18 protein-coding genes are annotated in these 20,212 nt (G+C 71.2%); 7 read left to right on the top strand and 11 right to left on the bottom strand.

Going from position 1 to position 20,212, the window contains the following annotated elements; all coding sequences use genetic code 11:
* Positions 1 to 307 precede the first annotated feature (307 nt).
* Positions 308 to 775: a DUF4440 domain-containing protein gene (locus ACQPZW_RS26650; RefSeq protein ID WP_433788755.1), complete on the top strand. Its 468-nt coding sequence runs from the start codon at positions 308 to 310 to the stop codon at positions 773 to 775.
* Between the two features lies 1 nt (position 776).
* Here the strand turns inward: ACQPZW_RS26650 and ACQPZW_RS26645 are convergent, their stop codons facing one another.
* From ACQPZW_RS26645 to ACQPZW_RS26635, 3 genes are all read right to left on the bottom strand, one after another.
* On the bottom strand, positions 777 to 1,175 hold the full coding sequence (locus ACQPZW_RS26645) for an OsmC family protein (RefSeq protein WP_433788754.1): 399 nt from the start codon (positions 1,173 to 1,175) through the stop codon (positions 777 to 779).
* Positions 1,176 to 1,413: 238 nt separating this feature from the next.
* Positions 1,414 to 1,770, bottom strand: a complete 357-nt coding sequence (locus ACQPZW_RS26640; protein WP_433788753.1) for a cyclic-phosphate processing receiver domain-containing protein — start codon at positions 1,768 to 1,770, stop codon at positions 1,414 to 1,416.
* Positions 1,764 to 2,498, bottom strand: coding sequence for a S16 family serine protease (locus tag ACQPZW_RS26635; protein ID WP_433788752.1), 735 nt, complete (start codon positions 2,496 to 2,498; stop codon positions 1,764 to 1,766). The genes ACQPZW_RS26640 and ACQPZW_RS26635 overlap by 7 nt, the downstream gene beginning before the upstream one ends.
* Positions 2,499 to 2,653: 155 nt before the next feature.
* Between ACQPZW_RS26635 and ACQPZW_RS26630 the strand changes: the two genes are divergently transcribed.
* Positions 2,654 to 3,439 (top strand): glycosyltransferase family 2 protein, encoded by a 786-nt coding sequence (locus ACQPZW_RS26630; RefSeq protein ID WP_433788751.1) that lies wholly within the window; start codon positions 2,654 to 2,656, stop codon positions 3,437 to 3,439.
* Here the strand turns inward: ACQPZW_RS26630 and ACQPZW_RS26625 are convergent.
* Positions 3,384 to 4,601 carry a lycopene cyclase family protein gene (locus ACQPZW_RS26625; RefSeq protein ID WP_433788750.1) on the bottom strand — a complete coding sequence of 406 codons (1,218 nt, stop codon included), beginning with the start codon at positions 4,599 to 4,601 and terminating at the stop codon, positions 3,384 to 3,386. The two genes, ACQPZW_RS26630 and ACQPZW_RS26625, sit on opposite strands and share 56 nt — an antisense overlap.
* A 121-nt stretch (positions 4,602 to 4,722) precedes the next feature.
* Between ACQPZW_RS26625 and ACQPZW_RS26620 the strand changes: the two genes are divergently transcribed.
* Positions 4,723 to 6,357 carry a tetratricopeptide repeat-containing diguanylate cyclase gene (locus ACQPZW_RS26620; RefSeq protein ID WP_433788749.1) on the top strand — a complete coding sequence of 545 codons (1,635 nt, stop codon included), beginning with the start codon at positions 4,723 to 4,725 and terminating at the stop codon, positions 6,355 to 6,357.
* On the opposite strand, the gene ACQPZW_RS26615 is transcribed toward ACQPZW_RS26620, so the two are convergent.
* Positions 6,257 to 8,293, bottom strand: a complete 2,037-nt coding sequence (locus ACQPZW_RS26615) for an MMPL family transporter (RefSeq protein ID WP_433788748.1) — start codon at positions 8,291 to 8,293, stop codon at positions 6,257 to 6,259. The two genes, ACQPZW_RS26620 and ACQPZW_RS26615, sit on opposite strands and share 101 nt — an antisense overlap.
* A gap of 167 nt (positions 8,294 to 8,460) precedes the next feature.
* Between ACQPZW_RS26615 and ACQPZW_RS26610 the strand changes: the two genes are divergently transcribed.
* Positions 8,461 to 11,913 (top strand): PQQ-dependent sugar dehydrogenase, encoded by a 3,453-nt coding sequence (locus ACQPZW_RS26610; protein ID WP_433788747.1) that lies wholly within the window; start codon positions 8,461 to 8,463, stop codon positions 11,911 to 11,913.
* A gap of 42 nt (positions 11,914 to 11,955) precedes the next feature.
* Here ACQPZW_RS26610 and ACQPZW_RS26605 read toward each other — a convergent pair whose 3' ends face one another.
* Both ACQPZW_RS26605 and ACQPZW_RS26600 read right to left on the bottom strand, forming a co-directional pair.
* Positions 11,956 to 13,560, bottom strand: a complete 1,605-nt coding sequence (locus ACQPZW_RS26605) for a ricin-type beta-trefoil lectin domain protein (RefSeq protein WP_433788746.1) — start codon at positions 13,558 to 13,560, stop codon at positions 11,956 to 11,958.
* Between the two features lie 344 nt (positions 13,561 to 13,904).
* Positions 13,905 to 14,060 carry a hypothetical protein gene (locus ACQPZW_RS26600; RefSeq protein ID WP_433788745.1) on the bottom strand — a complete coding sequence of 52 codons (156 nt, stop codon included), beginning with the start codon at positions 14,058 to 14,060 and terminating at the stop codon, positions 13,905 to 13,907.
* Between the two features lie 115 nt (positions 14,061 to 14,175).
* Here ACQPZW_RS26600 and ACQPZW_RS26595 point away from each other — a divergent pair, with 115 nt between their 5' ends.
* Positions 14,176 to 14,928 (top strand): class I SAM-dependent methyltransferase, encoded by a 753-nt coding sequence (locus ACQPZW_RS26595; protein WP_433788744.1) that lies wholly within the window; start codon positions 14,176 to 14,178, stop codon positions 14,926 to 14,928.
* A 339-nt stretch (positions 14,929 to 15,267) separates the two neighbouring features.
* Positions 15,268 to 16,245, top strand: coding sequence for a glycoside hydrolase family 26 protein (locus tag ACQPZW_RS26590; protein WP_433788743.1), 978 nt, complete (start codon positions 15,268 to 15,270; stop codon positions 16,243 to 16,245).
* Positions 16,246 to 16,300: 55 nt separating this feature from the next.
* Here the strand turns inward: ACQPZW_RS26590 and ACQPZW_RS26585 are convergent, their stop codons facing one another.
* From ACQPZW_RS26585 to ACQPZW_RS26570, 4 genes are all read right to left on the bottom strand, one after another.
* Positions 16,301 to 17,134 carry a hypothetical protein gene (locus ACQPZW_RS26585; RefSeq protein WP_433788742.1) on the bottom strand — a complete coding sequence of 278 codons (834 nt, stop codon included), beginning with the start codon at positions 17,132 to 17,134 and terminating at the stop codon, positions 16,301 to 16,303.
* A 93-nt stretch (positions 17,135 to 17,227) separates the two neighbouring features.
* On the bottom strand, positions 17,228 to 17,983 hold the full coding sequence (locus ACQPZW_RS26580) for an SDR family NAD(P)-dependent oxidoreductase (RefSeq protein ID WP_433788741.1): 756 nt from the start codon (positions 17,981 to 17,983) through the stop codon (positions 17,228 to 17,230).
* A gap of 2 nt (positions 17,984 to 17,985) precedes the next feature.
* Positions 17,986 to 18,912 carry an alpha/beta hydrolase gene (locus ACQPZW_RS26575; protein ID WP_433788740.1) on the bottom strand — a complete coding sequence of 309 codons (927 nt, stop codon included), beginning with the start codon at positions 18,910 to 18,912 and terminating at the stop codon, positions 17,986 to 17,988.
* Positions 18,912 to 19,217, bottom strand: a complete 306-nt coding sequence (locus ACQPZW_RS26570) for a putative quinol monooxygenase (protein ID WP_433788739.1) — start codon at positions 19,215 to 19,217, stop codon at positions 18,912 to 18,914. The genes ACQPZW_RS26575 and ACQPZW_RS26570 overlap by 1 nt, the downstream gene beginning before the upstream one ends.
* A 122-nt stretch (positions 19,218 to 19,339) precedes the next feature.
* Between ACQPZW_RS26570 and ACQPZW_RS26565 the strand changes: the two genes are divergently transcribed.
* The gene (locus tag ACQPZW_RS26565) at positions 19,340 to 20,212 is read left to right on the top strand and encodes an AraC family transcriptional regulator (RefSeq protein WP_433788738.1); all 873 of its coding nucleotides are present in this window, start codon (positions 19,340 to 19,342) and stop codon (positions 20,210 to 20,212) included.

Genomic DNA, 20,212 nt, shown 5'->3' with positions numbered 1-20,212 from the left:
AGCATCGATCTCGGTACGGGGTCCAACCGTCATCGGCCCCACTCGGCTGCCGGAGATGGTCGGGTCATCTCCTCAAGGATGTGCGTCATCGAACCCCATGACGCAAGCCGCGTCGGGCTGGGGACGGTGGCAGACGCCTCTCATCGGCACGGGCCGGCGGCGCCGACAGGCTCAAGCATTCACCACACGGCTAGAAGAGGATGCCTGCTGTCGCGGCGGCTGATCCGATCTGGCAACGGCTTGACCTCACCCTCGCTTCAGCTCTTAGCGTTCCCGGCATGCACGTACCGACGGCGAGGAGCGGTTGATGGAAGAGATCACGCGACGGGTGGTGCTGGACGACCCGGCGGCTGGTACGACCGCAGCGAATGTCGCCGCGGAGCTGGCGGCGCAGTTGCAACGAGGCGGAGACGGCCTGGACGCCGACGTCTACGACGCCTGGTTCGCCGCCGACATCCTCTGGGGCAGCCCGTACGGGGCGACTCTGGCGGGTTTCGAGGGGCTGAACGCGATTCACCATCGAATGATGGGCCTGGTCGCGCCGCTGACCGCGCCCCCGGCGCCGGCCTCCCGGTTCGAGGTCGTGTCAGTCCTGGCGCCCGCGCCCGGCGTCATTGTGACTCAGATCCGCCGACAGGCACTCGCTGCGGGCGGCTTCTCCGAGATGGCCCTCTACGTGCTCATCGAACGCGAAGGCCGGTGGTGGCTCGCCGCCGCTCAGAACACGCCGATCAGACAAGCGGATGGCGTGTCGTCCGCCTTCCCGGGCGGCTGAATCATCGTGTCGGTGATGGGGACGGCGCGCTCTCATCGGCGGGGGATCCGGGCGGCGACGGGCTGATGTGAGTGTCGACCGGCGTGCCCAGCTCGACCGTTCGGGAGACGGTGCAGAGACGGTCGTGGGACATGCGCGCGGCACGGGGCAGCATCTCGCGGGCCGCATCGCCGGCGGGGCCCTCCGGGAACGCCGCCAGCAGCTGGATCGCCAGGTTGGTCAAGCGGTTGCCGCCGGTCTCGTCGCGGATCTTGTCGGCGGTGACGTGGACGGTGAAGTCGTCCGGCTCGGCTCGCTTGCTGGTGATGAAGTCGACGTCCGCGCCGGTGCAGCCGCCGAGCGCGGCGAGCAGAAGCTCCACCGGGGTGAAGTCCGTGCCCTCTCCGACGCCGATGGTCATCGTGCCTCCGCGAGCGTTGCGAACCTCGTACCGGCCGAGGCTCGTGCGGTGCAGAGTCACAGCGCGTTGGGTGTCATCCGCCATGCCACCGAACCTATCCCACCGTGATCGCGGCATCGTCGGCGCCGGAAGAGGTCAGCCCCGAGGCGGCCCGGGAGCCGGGTGAGCCCGTCGCGTTCGGCGCAGACGCTGCTCTGGCTGAGGGGCACCGACGACCGGCGCGCCGTGGTTCACCGGATCAATCAGCGTGCCGGTAGCCCACTGCCGGATCGCCCGACGCGACCCTGACCGGATAGTCCCAGCGGCGGAGGGCCTGCGCCATCTTCGCCGCCCCCGCGGGATTGGCCGAGTGGATGACGATGACGCCGACGTCGAAGGGCCGGCTGTCGAAGGCGGCGTGTTCGAGTACCTCCACCACCGGCCAGATGGTGTCGTCGCCGCCCAGGTCGTGATCGAGCCAGAGCTCATCGATCCGGCGCCCGCGATGGCGGCCGAGTAGTTCGGCGCCGGCCGTGCTCGTGCGCGCCACCTCGGCCGGCCGGCCGTCGACGAAGGAGCGGAGGTCGTCGACGAGCAGGACCAGCGGTGTCAGCATGTGGCCGGCTGGGCGCCGGCGGCGATGGTCTTCAGCGCCAGCAGCGCGTCGTCGACGGTCGCGACCCGGGCCAGGGTCAGGCCGGGCGGGACGGCGCCGACCGCCTCCGCGCAGTTGTCGGCCGGGACCAGGAAGTAGTCGACGTCGGCGCCGTGGAGCTTCTGGGGGATGCCACCGATCGGGCCGACCGCGCCGTCGGCGGTGACCTGCCCGGTGCCGGCGATCGTGTGGCCGCCGGTGAGGTCGGCGGGGGTGAGCTTGTCGATGATGCCCAGCGTGAGCATGAGACCGGCGCTGGGCCCGCCGACCTCTTTCACGTCGATGGTCACCCGCACCCCGGTGGGGCGGCCGACCTTCCCGAGGGCGACGTCGATCGCGGTGGTCTCCGACGTGGTGAACAGCGCCTGGTTGGCCTGCAGCACCTGCTCGGTGCTCTGACCGGCCGGGAAGATCGCCTCTCGGGGGATGAGGGCGTCCCGGTCCTCGAACCAGGTGCGTGCGGCCGTGGCCGTGTCGATCCCGTCGACGATCTCGACGGTGGTGAGCAGCAGCTTGCCGGTGGAGGCGGAGACGTCCGCGCCGGTAACGGTGATCACGGTCGGGCTCAGGACGTCGAGGACCGGGCCGGGCTGGCGCACGACATACGGCACCGGCGCGAACCAGGCACCGACGGTGAGAAGGACGGTGACGAGGGCACCGGCCCCGATCAGGACACCCCGCTTTTGCACCGCCGTACCCTATCCGTCGAGGTGATCCGGGTCGGGTCCGGCCTCCCGATGTGGCCTCGGATCGGCGTCGAGGCAGGTCGAGCGAGCGGATTCCTTGCGCGGGTCCTGAGAGCGTCCAGAGGTTGTCTTGAGGTGGCGATCCGATCTGAGCGGGCATGAACGCCACCGCAGTCGCCGCCGCCGCTCCCGCCACCACCGCCACCGGTCGTGCCGGGGTCGAGCTCAGCGTCGTCGTGCCGTTCTACAACCCCGGTGCGGCGCTGCGCCCGACCGTCGAGCGGCTGGTCGCCTGCCTCACCGACGCCGCGATCGCGTTCGAGGTCATCGCGGTGTCCGACGGCTCGACCGACGGCTCCGCCGCCACCATCGCCGGCATCGCCGGGGTCACCGTCCTGGACAACCCGATCAACCAGGGCAAAGGCGCCGCACTGCACCAGGGCTTCGCCGCCGCCACCGGCGCCTGGATCGGCTTCATCGACGCCGACGGCGACATCGACCCGCAGCACCTGGTCGACTACCTGCTGCTCGCCCGCACCGGCGGCCACGCCGTCGTCTACGCCGACAAGCGCCACACCGCCTCGGTCAGCGGCGCCACCCGCACCCGCAAACTGATCTCCATCACCTACTCCACCCTGGTCAGCACCATGTTCGGCCTCGACGTCCGCGACACCCAGACCGGCTGCAAAATCATCCGCCGCGACGTGCTCCACACCGTCCTGCCCCGCCTGCGCGAGCGCCGCTTCGCCTTCGACCTGGAGCTGTTCGTCGCCACCAAGGCCGCCGGCATCACCGACGTCAAGGCAGCCCCGGTCCGCCTCGAAACCCGCACCGCCGGCTCCACCGTCAGCAGCTCCACCATCATCCGCACCCTCCGCGACACCCTCGTCATCCACGGCCGCCGCCGCGCCGCCCACTACGCCGCCTACGCGCTGGCCGCGTGACCGCGAGCCGGGCGGCCGCGTCACCGGCGGCGGCCCGCATCATCGGCAGCAGGGGAGCGGATGCCATCAGGGTCAGATCCTCCCGCCACGAGGTGGCGCCGTCGAGGAACCGCAGGACCCGCTCGGGTGGGTTGCGGTCGAACAGCCTGCCGAAGAACGCCACCCCGTCGGTGAGGCCACGGTCCAGGGCTCGAAGCTGCACCGCGTCCATCCAGCGGTGCCGGGCCGGGTACGCGGGGCCGGGCAGTGGCGGGCGGCCCGCCGCGACCTCCCGGGCGATCCGGTCGGCCTGGCGGGCCATGGCGGTGAAGGTGAAACCGGTGGACGGCCGGGTCGCCCCGCCCGCGGTGCCGAGCCGGACCACCCGCGGCGAGGGCCGGGCCTCGAACACGCCGTCGGTCATCGGGATGACGCCGTTCTCCACCTCGGCCACCCGGACGTCGCCCTCGTCGATGCCGAGCAGAGTGAGATAACCGCGCAGCGCCGCGTCGTACTCGTCGCCGGTCAGCACCGACGGCGAGAACTCGGTGTACTCGACCAGGGCGAACCGGTCGCTGATCGGCAGGACGTAACCGAACGACACACCGCGGGCCGGCTGCGGGGTCCGGAAGTCCATCAGGACCGCTCGCTGCGGATCGAACAGCGGCCGTTCGGATTCCAGCCACCAACCCCGAAAATGCTGGAGCCAATGGGTACGACCGGAGCGCGCGGGCGGGCACGGCCGGGAGTCGAGGACCCAGCCGGCGTCGACGAGTGGTGTGCCCTGCTCGTCCCGTACGACGACCCGTGACCCGTCGTCGTCCAGCGCTCCGGCCGCCGTGGTCAGGCGGATCGCCCCGAGCCGCTGCTCGGCCGCCGCGGCCAGTTCGTAGAGCGGCGCCGACCGCAGCATCGCGTACCGCAGCGGGCGCAACGCCAGAGTGCGGTGATCGGACGGGGTGATCACGTCGACCGCGTCCCAGCTCGCGCTGAGCAGCGGGTCGAGGAATGTGCCCGGGTTGCCCCAGAACGCCCAGGTACGGTCCTGGCCCCTCTTGTGCACCGGGTCGACGACTGCCACCCGTACCCCGGAAAGGTCTTGCCGGTCCAGAGCGGCGAGAACCAGTGACGCCGCGCCGCCGCCCCCGACCAGCGCCAGATCCACGGTGACGGGCGGGCTCATGAAGTGATCATCCCATCCGGGCCGGCCTCGATTCGGCAGCAGGTGGGCAACACGCCGTCGCGGGCACATGTGTCTCCGAGGGGCGTTGCGCGGACCGCCGGGCCGACTAATCTCGGCTGTCGTGGATGGACGATCGAGCGGCACCACGGCACTGGCGGCGGCCGTCCGCGAGCTGGAGGCGTCCTTCGTGTTCGATCCGGCGGCCGCGTTGCGGTGCGCCGCCGAGGCGGAGGAGGCCGGCCGGGCCGCGGGCGACGTCGAGCTGGAGCTGCGCGGGAAGGCGCTTGCCGCCGACGCGCTGCTGCGGCAGGCGGAGACCACCGGCGACGCGACCCGGATCCTGCGGACCGTCGAGTTCCGTGCCGCCGAGCACGACCTGCCGATGCTGCAGGCCCGGGTGCATCGTCTGCTGTCGCGGGTGGCGGCCAACATGGGCGACTACGCCGGCCAGCTCGACCACGCGCTGCGCGGGCTGGAGCTGCTGCCGGGCTCGGCGGGCCCGCGGCTGCGGGTGATGCATCTGATGGCCCTCGCCGAGTCGCTGTACCGGACCCGGTCGATCGAGTCCGCGGTCGGCCGCTATCAGGAGGCCGAGCGGGTGGCGCTGACCGCCGAGGACACGCTGTTCTGCTCCTACGTGCTCAACGACCTCGCCTACGCGCTGTTCGCGGCGGGCCGCCCCGAGCAGGCCGAGCCGGTGATGACCCGGCTGCTGGCCCTGCTCGACGGCGACGGGCGTGCGCCGATCCCGCCGATGCTCGACACCCTGGCCCGCATCCAGCTCGCCCTGGGCCGTACCCGGGAGGCGGTGGCGACTGCCGAGAGCCTGGTGGCCGGCGAGTTCGACCCGGAGTATCCGGAGGCCGAGGCGGAGGCGGCCCTCACCCTGGCCGCCGCCTACCACCAGGCCGGTGCGACCGGGGAGGCGCAGGCCGCGCTCGACCGGGCACGCGTGCTGGCCGCGGCGCCGGCGCTGGCCCGGGTGCGGGCCAACGTGCAGCGCGAGCAGGCCGAGCTGTGCGCCACGCTGGGTGACTTCCGGGCCGCGTTCGTCGCGTACAAGGCGTTCCACGAGGCCAGTGAGGAGCTCAGCTCCCGCGAGCGGGAGGCGCAGGCCCGGATCCGGCAGGCCGCGTTCGAGACGGCCGAGGCCCGCCGGGACGCCGAGAGCTTCCGCGAGCAGTCGCTGCGCGACCCGCTGACCGGACTGCGCAACCGGAGGTACGTGGACGCGTACCTGCCGTCGCTGCTCACCGGCGGGACGAGCGTACGGCCGGTGACGGTCGCCATCGTCGACGCCGACCACTTCAAGTCGATCAACGACAACTGCTCACACGACATCGGCGACCAGGTGCTCATCGCGCTCGCCGGGCTGGTCGGCCAGGCGGTCCCGGAGGACGGCGGCTTCACGGCGCGGCTCGGCGGTGAGGAGTTCCTCGTCGTCCTCGCCGGCCTGCCGCGGGAGGAGGCGCTGGCACGGGTCGAGGCGTTGCGGGTGGCCGTACAGGATCATCCCTGGCAGCTGCTCACCGGCGACCTGCCGGTGACGGTGAGCATCGGCGTCGCCTACGGCCATCACCCGGTCCGCCCGTCGGAGGTGCTCAGCGCGGCCGACCGCAACCTCTACGCCGCCAAACGAGGCGGCCGCAACCGGGTCAGCTCCGACGCAGCCGGCGCAGTGGGGCCGGGGCCCACCAGTTCCAGTCGCCGAGCAGGGTCATCAGGGCGGGCAGCAGCAGGCCACGGATCACCGTGACGTCGAGAAGCAGCGCCACCGCCATCGCGAAACCGATCTCCTTGACCGCGATCAGGTCTCCGAGCAGGAAACCGGCGAACACCACCCCGATGCAGAGGGCGGCCGCGGTCACCACCGGGCCGGACTTCACGACTCCGGCGTGCACGTCGCGGTCCTCGGTGATCCGGGCCAGCAGGAACACCTGGTAGTCCATCGACAGACCGAACAGGAACACGAACAGCAGGACCGGTGTGGTCACGTCGATCGCGCCCCACGACTGGAAACCGAGCAGTGCGTCGCCGGCGCCCCACTGGAACACCACGACCAGCGCGCCGAGGGCGGCCAGCAGGGTGAGCGCGTTCATCAGCAGCGCCTTGACCGGGATCACCAGCGAGCCGGTCAGCCAGAACAGCAGCACCACCGTGGACAGCACCACGACCAGCAGCGCGATCGGGAACCGGGCGGCCACCGAGTCGCGGCGGTCGACGAGCTCCGCGGCCGCCCCGCCGACGAGCACCGGGAACGGCGGGTCCAGCGCCCGGACCGCACGGACGACCTCGTGGCCGCTGGAGGAGGGGGTGACGTCGACGATGGCCGCCGGCGCGGTGACGTCGGGGCGCGGCGCCACCCGCAGGACGCCGTCGAGGGTGTTGAGCGTGTTGAGGAAGTCCCGGACGGCGGCGTCGGCCGGGTCGGCGTCGACCACCACGACGACCGGGTCGGCCTGCCCGCCGCTGAAGTCGCGCTGCACCGTCTCGTGCAGCCGGCGGGCCTCGGAGGTGGCGGGCAGCGCGCGGGCGTCGGAGTTCTGCAGGTCGACGCCGAGCAGGAACGGCAGCGACATCACGAGCAGACCGGCCGTGACGGCGAGGGCGACCGGTCCGGGCCGGTCCTGCGCGATGCGGGTGAGCCGAGCGAGCAGACCGGGCCGGTTGCGGGCGCGGGCGGTCGGGATGCGGCGGTGCGCCACGGCGATCAGCGGGGGTACGACGGTGAGCCCGGCCGTGGTGGCGACCAGCACCGCGACCGTCCCGCCGAACGCCATGGCGCTGAGCATCGGCTCGCCGAAAACGGACAGCCCGGCCATCGTCGTGGCCACGGCGAGTCCCGACACCAACACGGTGCGCCCGGCCGTCGCCGTCGTACGCGCGAGCAGCTCCTCGACCGGCGTGCCGGGCCGAGCGTCGCGTTCCTCCCGGAACCGCGCCACCACCAGCAGCGCGTAGTCGACCGAAAGCCCGATCCCGAGCAGCGTGACCACGTTGACGGTGAACTGGCCGATCCCGGTGACGGCGCTCAGCGCGTACAGGCCGAGCAACGTCACCGACACGGTCGCCAGCGCCGCCACGAGTGGGATCGCGCCCGCCACGAGTCCGCCGAGGATCACCACCAGCAGGACCGCGAGCACCGCGATCGCGACCGACTCACCGAACGCCGCATCCGCGACGGCCTGCTCGGCGAACGCGCGTTCCGCCAGTGTCTCCCCGCTGACCAGCACCTCGGGCGCGTCGATGCGGTGCAGCGCAGCGGCGACCGCGTCCTCGACCCGCTCCCGGTGGTCGTCGGGCAGGGTGCGGTCGAGCTCGACGCGGATCAGCGAGCTGCGGTTGTCCGCGCCGATCCGGCCGCCCGGGGCGCCGTACAGATCCTGCACCTCGGCCACGCCGGGCAGGGCCCGGATCCCGGTCGTGACCGCCGTGACGTCGGCGACCAGCGCAGGGTCGTACACGTCGCGCCCGCCGACGACGGCGACGATCATCGGGCCCTCGGGCTGCAACCGCTCGGCCCGCCGCTCGGCGAGCTGCGACTCGGCGTCCGGGCGCAGATCGTCGCCGGTGGTGAGCCGGTCGAAGACCCGACCGCCCAGCACGACGCCGGCGGTGATCAGGATCAGCCAGACGGCGAGCAGGAGCCGTCGCCGGCGGCCACCCGTGCGGCCGAGGGCAGCCAACATCATCGGCACATGCAAACACCTCGTCCCTTAGGCCGCCAGCCGTCGATGGATCCATCCGCCGGACGTACCGGTGGTTCTGGCCGGTCGGCGACCAGTCGAGTCGGACAGCCGACGGCCCGAGTGCTCGGCGTCTATTTAGGCTTCATCAATATTTCGGGGAGGGAGTGCCCGTGCTTCGGCGTGTGCTCGGTGGATTCGTCGCGCTGGCGACCGTGGTCACGATGTCGTCGTTCGCCGGCTCGCAGCCCGCGACCGCGGTGGCGCTGCCCAGCGGCTTCCAGGAACAGATCGTCTTCAGTGGACTGAGCTCCCCGGTGGACCTGGAGTTCGCCGCCGACGGGCGGGTCGTGGTCGCCGAGAAGGGCGGCCGGATCAAGATCTTCGACGACCTCGCCGACACCACCCCCACGGTCTTCGCCGACCTGTCGGCCAACGTGCACAACCAGTGGGACCGGGGCCTGCTCGGCATGGCGCTGGCGCCGAGCTTCCCGGCCGACCCGTACGTCTACGTCCTCTACACCTACGACGCGCCGCCCGGTCAGACCGCCCCGGTCTGGAACGACGTCTGCGCCAACGCCAACGACGGGCGCTGCGTGGTCACCGGCCGGCTGTCGCGGCTGCGTGCCGACGGCAACACCATGACCGGCGCCGAGCAGGTGCTGCTGCACGACTGGTGCCAGCAGTTCCCCAGCCACTCGATCGGCGACATCGCCTTCGGCGCCGACGGGATGCTCTACGTCGCCGCCGGGGACGGGGCCAGCTTCAGCGCGGTCGACTACGGACAGTTCCCCTCGGGCGCGCCGACCAACCCATGCGCCGACCCGGCCGGTGAGGGCGGCGCGATGCGGGCGCAGGACGTCCGCACCGCCGGCGACGAGACCCAGCTGGACGGCACGCTGCTGCGCCTGGACCCGGCCACCGGAGCCGCCGCCGCGGGCAACCCGGGCATCGGCGCCACCGACCCGGACACCCGCCGGAGCGTCGCCCACGGGCTGCGCAACCCGTACCGGATCACGATGCGGCCGGGCACCAACGAGACCTGGATCTCCGACACCGGCTGGACCACCTGGGAGGAGGTCAACCGGGTCGTCGACCCGACCGCGGGCGTGACCAACTTCGGCTGGCCGTGCTGGGAGGGCAACAACCGCCAGCCGGGGTACGACAGCGCCAACCTCCCGGTCTGCGAGACCCTCTACACCCAGCCCGCGGGCACGCACACGCTACCGTTCGTGGCCTGGAACCACGCGAGCAAGCTGGTGGCGGGCGAGGCCTGCCCGACGGGCAGCTCGTCGTCGACCGGCGTGGCGTTCTACCCGACGGCCGGCGGACCCTACCCGGCCGCGTACCACGGCGCGGTGTTCTTCGCCGACTACTCGCGCCGCTGCATCTGGGCGTCGCTGCCGTCCACCCCGGGCGGCCTGCCCGACCCGGCCAACCTGCAGACGTTCGTCTCCGACGCGGCCGGCCCCGTCGACCTCGAGGTCGGCCCCGGCGGCGAGCTGTACTACGTCGACCTGGGCGGCACCGTGCGCCGGGTGCGCTACTTCCCGGGCAACCAGCCGCCGAGCGCGGTCATCGACGCCTCACCGACCCAGGGTCCCGCGCCGCTGACCGTGACCTTCAACGGCACCGGCTCCACCGACCCCGACCCGGCCGACGAGGGCCGCCTGCGCTACGCCTGGGACTTCACCGGCGACGGGGTCACCGACTCCACCTCGGCGACGGCCACCCACACGTACACCACGGCGGGCTCCTACACCGCGCGGCTGACCGTGACCGACACCCTGAACGCCACGCACACCGGCACGGTCGCCGTCACACCCGGCAACGAGGCGCCGACCGCGGTCATCGACACCCCGGCGACCGGCGTCACCTGGAAGGTCGGCGACACCATCGACTTCACCGGGCACGCCACCGACCCGCAGCAGGGCGCCCTCCCGGCGTCCGCCCTGGACTGGAGCCTGGTCATGCACCACTGCTCCGCCGCCGACAACTGTCACGAGCACGCGATCCGGACCTGGAACGACGTCTCGTCCGGGTCCTTCGAGGCGCCCGACCACGAGTACCCGTCGTACCTGGAGCTGAAGCTCGTCGCCGCCGACCAGGACGGCCTCACCCATACCGTGACGCGACGGCTCGACCCGAAGACTGTCGACCTGACGTTCGGCACGGTCCCGGCCGGGCTCCAGCTGACCGTCGGGTCCGCTTCGCAGGTCACGCCGTTCACCCGTACCGTCATCCAAGGGTCGACGAACTCGGTGTCCGCGCCGTCGCCGCAAGGGTCCTCGACGTTCGCGTCCTGGTCCGACGGTGGCGCGGCGACCCACGTCGTCACCGCGCCCACCGCCGCCACCAGCTACACCGCCACCTACACGAGCGTCCCGGCGCCGCAGCGGATCGGTCACACCCAGGTCGGCGGCGCGGTGGACACCGGCGACATGAACCACATGAACGGCTCCCGGTTCGTCACCGGCTCCGCGCCGGCCGCGGTCACCTCCATGTCGGTCTACCTGCGCAACGTGCAGGCCGCCCCGAACAACCAGTACCAGCTGGCCGTCTACGCCGACGCGAACGGCTCGCCCGGCGCCCGGATCGCCACCAGCACGTCCGGCGCCGTGACCGCCAACTCGTGGAACACGCGGCCGATCACCGCCGCACTGGCCGCGAACACCGCGTACTGGCTGATGTACAACACCAACGGCGACAACAACCTGAGCTACGACATCGGTACGGCCGGTCAGGGCGCGTGGAGCGCGTCGACCCCGTTCGGCACCTGGCCGGCGTCGTTCGGCACGTCCACCCGGTGGAACGCCAAGTTCTCCCTCTACGCCACCACCGGCGCCGACACCACGGCCCCGACGGTGACCTCCACGAACCCGGCCGGCGGCGTCACCGGGGTGGCCCCGACCACGCCGGTCACCGTGCGTTTCGGTGAGCCGATGGCGGCCGGGACCATCACGTCGGCGAACCTGGAGCTGCGCGGCCCGGGCGGCACGCTGGTCGACCGGGCCGTCACCTACGACGCGGCCACGCAGACGGCGACGATCACCCCGTCGGCGGCGCTGACCCTGTCGACCCAGTACACGGTGACCGTGCGGACGGCCGTGACCGACACGGCGGGCAACGCGCTCGCGGCCGAGCACCGGTTCTCGTTCACCACAGCCGGCGCGAGCAGCCCGCGGTTCGGCCACGACCAGGTCGGCACCCTGCTCGACGTCGGCGACATGAACTTCATGAACGGCTCGCGGTTCGTCAACGGCGCCACGGCGCTGACGATCAGCCAGATCTCGGTGCACCTCACCACCGTGCAGGCCGCGCCGGCCAACCAGTACCAGGTGGCGATCTACGCCGACGCGAACGGCTCGCCCGGAGCCCTGGTGGCCTCCAGCACGTCCGGCACGCTGACCGCCGGCACATGGAACAGCCGGCCGGTCACCGCGACGCTGGCGCCGAACACGGCGTACTGGCTGATGTACAACACCAACGGCGACAACAACATGAGCTACGACTCCGGCGGCGACAACCAGGGAGCCTGGAGCGCTTCACGTCCGTTCGGCACATGGCCGGCCTCATTCGGTACGTCCACCCGCTGGACCGCGAAGTACTCGATCTACGCGTCCTGACGCGCAGGCCCGGGGACCCGACAGGTCCCCGGGCCTCACCACTCACGCCTTGCGGCCGACCGTCCAGTACTGGTCGGCGTTGCCGTTGCAGTTCCACTGCAGCAGGTGCGCGTCGGTCTTGACCCCGCCCTGGATGGCCAGGCACATCCTGCTGTGGTTGTTGTGCAGCACCACGGTGCCCTGCGTGGTCGCCTCCACCCGCCAGTACTGGTCGACGTTGTCGCGACACGGCCACTGCAGCAGATGCGTTCCCGCTGTCGTCACGCCGCCCTCGATCGCCAGGCACTGGCCGCTACGGTCGTTGCGCACCTCGACGAGATCGTCCTTGCGGGTCCGCAGCGTCCACTCCATGTCGTTGAGGTCGCTGCAGGCCGCCTGCACCGCGTGCGCGCCGTCGGCCAGCGAGACGCCGTTGCTCATGCACAGCGAGCTGTGCGCGCTGCGAACCCAACCGCCGGGGGTACGCGCGGTGATCGTCCAGTTCTGATCCAGGTTCGACTCCCGGCACGGCCAGATCAGCGCCTGCGCGCCGTTCTTCATCGCGACGTCGCCGCCCTGCACGGCCAGGCACTTGCCGCTGAACGAGTTACGCAGCTCGGTGTAGCCGTTCGCGTCCTTCGTCAGCTGCCAGTACTGGTCGACGTTGTCACGGCACGTCCACTGCACCACCGGGGTGCCGTCCTTGGTCGCACCGCCCTCGAGCGCCAGACAGTGGCCGCTACGGTCGTTGCGGATCTCGTACTCGCCGTTGGCCCGCTGGTTGAGCTGCCAGTCCTGGTCGGCGGCGCCACTGCAGGACCACTGGATCGCGATCGCCGGCAGAGCGGTCCAGTTGCTCGGCAGCGCCAGGCACAGGCCGCTGTTCTGCGACTTCAGCGTCTGAACGGTGACCTCGGCGGTGTTCTGCCGCACCCATCCGGCGATGTCGTCGAGCCGGGTCTGCGTGCCGCCCCGGGCGGCGTCCGCGGGCGCGCCGAGGCAGCCGCCCTGACCACCGCTGTGGGTGATCGCCGCCAGTTCAAGGGCGCCGTTCACCGTACGGACACCGGGGCCGCCGGCGTCACCACGACACGGTCCGACCTGCGTGTCGGTCGTGCCCGCGACGGCGGTCAGCGCGCCGTCGACAGCGGACACCGTGAACGAGGCCATCCGCGGGGAGCTCGGCACCCAGTCACCGGCCGTACGCCCGAACCCGAGCACCGAGACGACCTCGCCGACGGCCGGGGCCTGCGCCGACACCGGGATCGGCCGGACACCGGTGACCGTGGCCGCGAGCTGCACCAGCGCGACGTCACGGTCCGGGTGCGGCAGGACCTTCAGCGCCGGCACCACATACCCGGCCGACGCGTCGGACAGATCCAGCCGGCCCACCGTCACCTTCGTCTTCACCGCCGGCGGCCCGGCCACCACGCTCGCACCGAAGCAGCTCTTCGCGGTCACCACCCACCGCGCGCCGACCAGCGCACCGGTGCAGGACTGCCCGACTCCCGGCTCCCCGACGGTCACCTTGGCCAGAAAGCCGTACGCCGCCCCACTGGGCACGTCACCACCGACGGCACCGGCCGGGGCCGACGCGAACAGCCCGGCGGTGAGAACCGCGGTGATCGCGGCGCCGACCGCATACCGCCAATTACGAACCGCATTCACTCGGTTGAGACTCCTCTCGCACATGAAGGCTGGTCAGCGTGCCGCACGCGGTGGCCCGAACCTCCTGGGCAGGCTTGTGGGCGCAACCTCACCCGGCGGATGCCATCGCACCCGCCGCGGATGATTCACAGTCGCCGCCGAAGGGCCCGCCGGATGATCGCGGGCAGCCTTACCTCACTGCGGACACACTGCCGTTCCCCCCGTTGTGGTCCAACATGCGAACACAGTATTGCCGCGACGTTTAATTGCTTCAATATCTTGATTGCGGACGAGTCGTGCCGAATCTCACCGGCCCTCGACCTGCGGGCCCATCGACGTCCTGCTACGAGCGCCCGGGCCGGCTGTCACCGGATTCCGCTCATGAGCCGGCATATCGGTTTGGCGGCGGTCGCCAGGGCGAGGCCGAGCACGATGGCGATCCCGCCGAGGACGCCGAAGTAGACGGTCTCCCGGTCGGGGCTGTAGTAGCCGGCCAGGGTGCCGGACAGTGCGGTGCCCAAGGCGATCGACAGGAATCCATGCCGGGGCGCTCCGCTCTCGCCTCCTGGTCAGCGGTCGGCCCCGGTGTTCCCGGCCGCCGGTTCGCCAAACGGGGATCGGCGGTAGTGTTCGACGGTGGTCTCTTCGTCGGCGCGGGGCAGCTCCGAGCGGCCGTTCTATGCGCGGCATGCCGAGGCCTACGATCTGCTGATCACGGATCCGGTGGAGCCGTGGGTGGGGGCGGTTCATGATCGGTTGCGCAGCGTGGGGCGTACCCCTGCCGTGGTCCTCGACGCGGGGTGCGGGACCGGGCGGCATGCCGCCGGCCTCGTCGCCGCCGGCCATCGGGTGGATCTCGTGGATGCCTCGGCGGATCTGTTGTCCCTGGCCGTGACGCGGTGCCCGTCCGCGCGGGCGATCTCGGCCGACCTCTGCGAGCTGGACGTTCCGCCCGTCTACGACGCGGTGACCTGCCGTGGCGTCCTCAACGACATGATCTCCGATCGGGAGCGGGCGGCGGCGGTGCGCTCCCTGGCCGGATGCCTGAACCCGGGCGGTCTGCTGTTCCTCGACGTTCGTGAGGAACGGGCCTCGCAGAGCCGGGCCGACGGCGCGACGCACCGCAGGCAGGTGGACCTCGGAGACGGGGCGCGGCTCACCTTCACCAGCCGCACCACGTGGAGCGAGGGCACGCTTCGCGTCGAGGAAGAGTACGACCTCGCCCGCCCGGGGATGCCGGAGCAACGGTCCGGCTACACCTTCGCCATGCAGCCGTGGAGCGAGGCGGAGTTGCGCGCCGTTCTGCACGACAGCGGCCTTCGCACCGTGCAGATCAGCCCGGGAGTCGGCCGCCGTACCGCCGACCGCCTCTTCGTCGTCGCCCACTGACGCCTCGTCCGCCCGGCTCAAGCGCCGCCCGGCTGAAGCGCCGCCCGGCTGAAACGCCGCTTGGCTGAGGCACCGCTTGGCTGAGGCGCCGCTTGACTGAAGCACCGCTCGGCTAAAGCACCTCCAGGCAGTGCCGATCAACCGTGGCGAGTCGTTCGCCCGGGGGTTTGGGGGTCCGCTACCGGTCGGCACCGGTTCGGGCACGGGGCCTGCACCTGGTGACCTGGAATCTCTTTCTCATGCCCGGCCGATATCGAGGCCGGACAACCGGGGGAGAGATTTTTGCGACGCGCCAAGCTGCCGATGGTGTTGACAGCTCTGACCGCCGTGATCGCGGGTGTGACCGCTGTTGTGTCGCCGGCCGCCGCCGTGGCGGCGCCGGTGTGCGCTACCGATGCGCTGCTCGTCGCGTCGTGTGGGGTGATGTGGGGTGGTGCGGCTGGTGGGTTCACCAGCAAGCCTCGTGACCTGGAGCACAGGAACTGGGAGTCGTTGTCGGGTCGGACCGCGACGATCTTTCACACCTATCACAAGGGTGATGAGCCGTTCCCGACCAAGGCCGAGATCGCGATGACGGCGGATGCGGCCAAGCCGCGGGTGTTGTTGCTGAACTGGAAGATCGCCTACGGGTCGAACTGGGCGAAGGTCGCCCGGGGTGAGCAGAACGCGCGGATCGACGCGTTCGCCGCGCGGATCAAGGCGTACGGCAAGAAGACGTTCCTGGTGCTCAATCATGAGCCGGAGAACGATGTGAAGCCGGCGAAGGGCTCCGGCTGGGAGGCCGCCGATTTCGCGGCGATGTACCGGCACACGATCGAGCGGTTGCGGGCGCAGGGTGCCGGCAACGTGGTCAACGTGATGGCGTACATGGGTAACGAGAAGTGGATGGCGCAGTCGTGGTGGAAGGACCTGTACCCGGGCGACGACGTGGTCGACTGGATCGGTCTGGACTCGTATGTGTCGGTGGAGAAGGGCTACTACCACTACGGCACGTTCGCGGATCTGCTGGATCGTGAGCCCAAGGGCGGCGGTCTGGGGTTCTACGAGTGGGCGACCACGAAGCACCGGGGCAAGCCGATCATGGTCGCCGAGTGGGGTGGGTATCACCGGATCGGTAAGACCACGGACAAGTCGGCGGTGTACGACAGTGTGGTGCCGGAGTTGAGGAAGCGCCCGGCGATCAAGGCGATCGTGCACTTCGACACCAAGCGCGATGATCAGGGCAACCGTGACATCAGCATCGACAGCACCCGGGCCGGGCTGACCGCGTTCCGGAAGCTGGCCGCCGACCCGATCTTCAACGTCAAGCTGAGCTGACCTGCACTGAGCCGCCACCCCACCCCGGGATGGCGGCTCAGTCGCGTCCTGCCGGCTACCAGCGGCCGACGACCATCGCGCTCAGGTCACGTGCCTGCGGGTTCGGGCATTGGGCCAGGCGCTTGTTCGCGCACGGCAGGTAGGAGGTGACGCTCGGATCGGCGTCGAACTCGGTGAAGTACACCCGCACCTTCTCGGGCCAGAGGTTGCGGACCACCAGGAACAGACGTTTGCCGAGGTGAGCGCGGACGTCCACCGGCTTCTCGAAGGTGTACTTGGCCCGCCAATCCCGGACCTCGGCCTCGCCCGACGCCAGTTCCTGCTGGTGCTCGTCGTACACGGACAGCTGGACCTTGCCGTTTCCCTCCGAGCCGGCGGCCACCTCGACCGAGCGGATGTACGGCGCCTGCACGGGGAAGTCGGTCGCCGCCCAGCCACCCTCCTCCATGGTGTGCGGATCGTTCTGGGCACTGCTCGGCCAGATCTCGTGCATCCGTACATCGCCCGTCGGCGAACTCGGAGCCGGACTGCTCGGCGAGACCTGAGGCGAGACCTGAGGCGGGACCGGCGGCGGGGCCGACGATGCGTAGAACGGGTTGGTCACCGCGCCCAGAACCATCACGCAGATCGCCGCGACGGCCCCGGTGAACCGGTGATCGAACCGTCCACCGGTGCGGCGCTTCGGCACGAGCCACAGGGTCAGCACCATGACGGCCGAGGCTATGACCAGCACTCCGAGGTTCCACAGCTTGGCCGGCTCGTCCTGCTCGGCGATGAAGACGGCGACCGCCCCGAACCCGGTGGCGACGGCGGCGAGGGCGGCGAGCAGCGGTGCCCACCGGCGGCCCGAGGATCCCGGCTCCGGCTCCGCGCCCGATGGCGTTGGCATGAGCCTACGGTTACCCATCGGTAACGTTTGGTAATCCCGTGGCGGTGTCTCGCCGTTCGCTCGCGATGGGCCGACGTGCGACGTCGCGCTCGGTCAGAGGGCGTAGCCGCCCGAGACCTCGATGTCCTGGGCGGTGACCCAGCCCAGGTCGGGGCCGAGCAGGCTCGCGACGACCGATCCGATGTCATCCGGTTCGCCGAGCCGCCCGAGCGCGGTCCTGGCGACCAGCCCCGGGATCACCTCGGGATACCGCTCGAAGGCGTTGTCGCCGAGCCGGGTCCGGGTGGCGCCGGGCGCGACCGAGTTGACCCGGATGCCACGGCTGCTGAGCTCCTTGGCCAGATAGCGGGTCAGCACCACCAGGCCACCCTTCATGGCGCCGTACACCGAATATCCGGGCTCGGTGACGGTCGTCGCCGCGCCGCTGGTGATGTTGACGATCGCGCCGCCGTCGGCCAGCAGCGGAAGCAGCGTCTGGGTCAGGAAGTACGGGCCCTTCAACAGCACCCGCATCAGCGTGTCGAAGGCGTCCTCGGTGGTCTCCTCGAACAGCGCGATGCGGCTGGCGCCGGCGTTGTTGACGAGGTGGTCGAAGGTGTCGCGCTGCCAGACGTCGCGGAGCACGCCGGCCACCGCGTCACGGAAGGCCGGGAACGTCTCGGAGCGGCCGAGGTCCAGTGGCAGCGCGACTGCGGTGCCGCCGTCGCTCTCGACGGCGGCGACGGTCTCCAGCGCTCCGGAGCGGTTGCCCTGGTAGGTGAGGACGACCCCGATGCCGCGGCGGGCGATCTGGACGGCGGCGCTCTGGCCGATGCCGGAACTGGCGCCGGTGACGATGGCGATCTGCATGATCAACGTACCTCGCTGAGGAGTCGGGTGAGCCAGTCGGTGCGGGCCCGTCTGGCCGTGGCGGAGATCGGGGCGGTGGGGAACAGCGCGTCGAAGCCGTGGAAGCCGCCGGCCCAGACATGCAACTCGGCCTGGCCTCCGGCCGCCCAGATCCGGGTGGCGTACGCGACGTCCTCGTCCCGGAACACCTCGGCCGAGCCCGCGTCGATGTAGGTGGTGGGCAGGCCGGCGAGGTCGGTGGCGAGCGCGGGGGAGACGTACGGGGAGACCGTCTCGTGCTCGCCGACCACCGACCGCCAGCCGAAGTCGTTCATCTCCCGCGTCCACACACCCGGGCCGCCGGAGAACTGCCGGCTCGACGGGCTGTCGTTGCGGTGGTCGAGCATCGGGCCGATCAGCAGCTGACCGGCGATCGCCGGGGTGGCGCGGTCGCGGGCCATCAGTGTCACTCCGGCGGCGAGGCCCCCGCCGGCGCTGGCGCCCGCCACGACGATGCGGGCCGGATCGATGCCCAGCTCGGCGGCGTGCCCGGCGACCCAGAGCAGTCCGTGGTAGCAGTCGTCGACGAGGGTGGTGCCGTCGTGTTCCGGCGCGAGCCGGTAGTCGACCGACACCACTACCGCGCCGAGACGGTCGAGCCACTCCAGGGGGATGTCGATCTGCGAGTAGCGGTCGCCCATCACCATTCCGCCACCGTGGATCCAGTAGACGCACGGGGCCGCGACGGCGCCGGCGGGACTCAGGATCGTCAGCGGGATCTGCGCGCCGTCCGGGGCGGAGAAGGTGACCTCACGCCGCTCGAACGGGCCGTCCGGCAGGGGCGCCGAGGCGTACGGGCGGATGTGCGCGAGGGTCTGCGTGTCGAGCGCCGGCATCGTCGGCATGCCGGCCAGCAGGGTGGCCAGGTCGGGGTCGTAGGCGGGCCGCATCAGAACGCGGCCTTGCCGCCGACGGGCACCTCGTCGGTGTAGCGGGACTCCCCGGTCAGCAGCGGCTGGAGGGCGGCGACCAGAGCCCGCGCCGGCTCGGTGGCGAAGAACGCCTGGTGGGCCTGCTCGCTGGTCCAGCCCTCGGTGAGATGGATGGTGTCCGGGTCGGCGGCGGACCGGCCGACCAGGAAGACGACACAGTCGGCGTGCGGCAGCGACGGCGCGTCGAGCAGCAGCTCCACGACCTCCGCGCCCCGGCCGGGCCGGGCGGTCATGGTGGCGTAGAAACCGTGCCTTGCGATCATCGGTCTTTCCTCTCATCGGGTGGAATCTCGACCACTCAATGAAAGCAATACGAGCTGCGCAGACGTTAGACAGATGCTCGCTGAGACTTGCCTGATCCTACCGATGTGGAGAGAATCAGTTCATGAGTCTGGCCGAGCTCCGGGAGTTGGTCGATCGCCACGCGCGCGCCGATCAGAGCACCGCCATCGAGGACGTGCTGCTCTCCCGCGTCGTGGAGCCGGAGTCACCGGAGCCGTCGATGACCGGCACGGTCCTGGCCGTCATCGCCCAGGGCGCGAAACGGCTGGCACTCGGCAGCCGGGTGTATGAGTACGAGACCGGCCAATACCTGGTCGCGTCGGTCGACATGCCCGTCACCGGCTACTTCATCGGTGCCACCGCCGCCCGTCCCGCGCTCGGCTTCGGTCTGGTCCTGCGCCCCGCCGTCGTCGCCGAGATCCTGCTCCAGGCCGCCCCCGGCGATCTGCCCCCGGCCACCGGCGTCCCGTCCGGCATGGCGGTCAGCGACGCGCCCGCCGAGTTGCTCGACGCGGTGCTCCGGCTGGTCCGCCTGCTCGACCACCCGCGGGACGCGGCCGTGCTGGCGCCGCTGATCAAACGGGAGATCCTGTGGCGGGTCATCACCGGCGAGCAGGGTGCCGTGGTCCGCCAGCTCGGCCTCGCCGACAGCAGCCTGGCGCACGTCGCCAGGGCGGTCCGGTGGATCCGCGACCACTATCCGGCGGCGTTCCGGGTGGAGGAGCTGGCGCGGCTCTCCGGGATGAGCGTGTCCGCGTTCTACCGCAACTTCCAGGCGGTGACCGCGATGAGCCCGATCCAGTTCCAGAAGCAGATCCGGCTCCAGCAGGCCCGGCTGCTGCTGGCCACCCGGCCCGGCGACGTCACCGGGGTCAGCCGGCAGGTCGGTTACGAGAGCCCGTCACAGTTCAGCCGGGAGTACCGCCGTCAGTTCGGGGCGCCACCGAGCCGGGACGCCGCTCTCGCGGTCAGGTGA

This window comes from Actinoplanes sp. CA-252034 (assembly GCF_050956125.1).
Lineage (GTDB): Bacteria > Actinomycetota > Actinomycetes > Mycobacteriales > Micromonosporaceae > Actinoplanes.
This window is presented reverse-complemented; position numbering and strand designations above follow the sequence as displayed.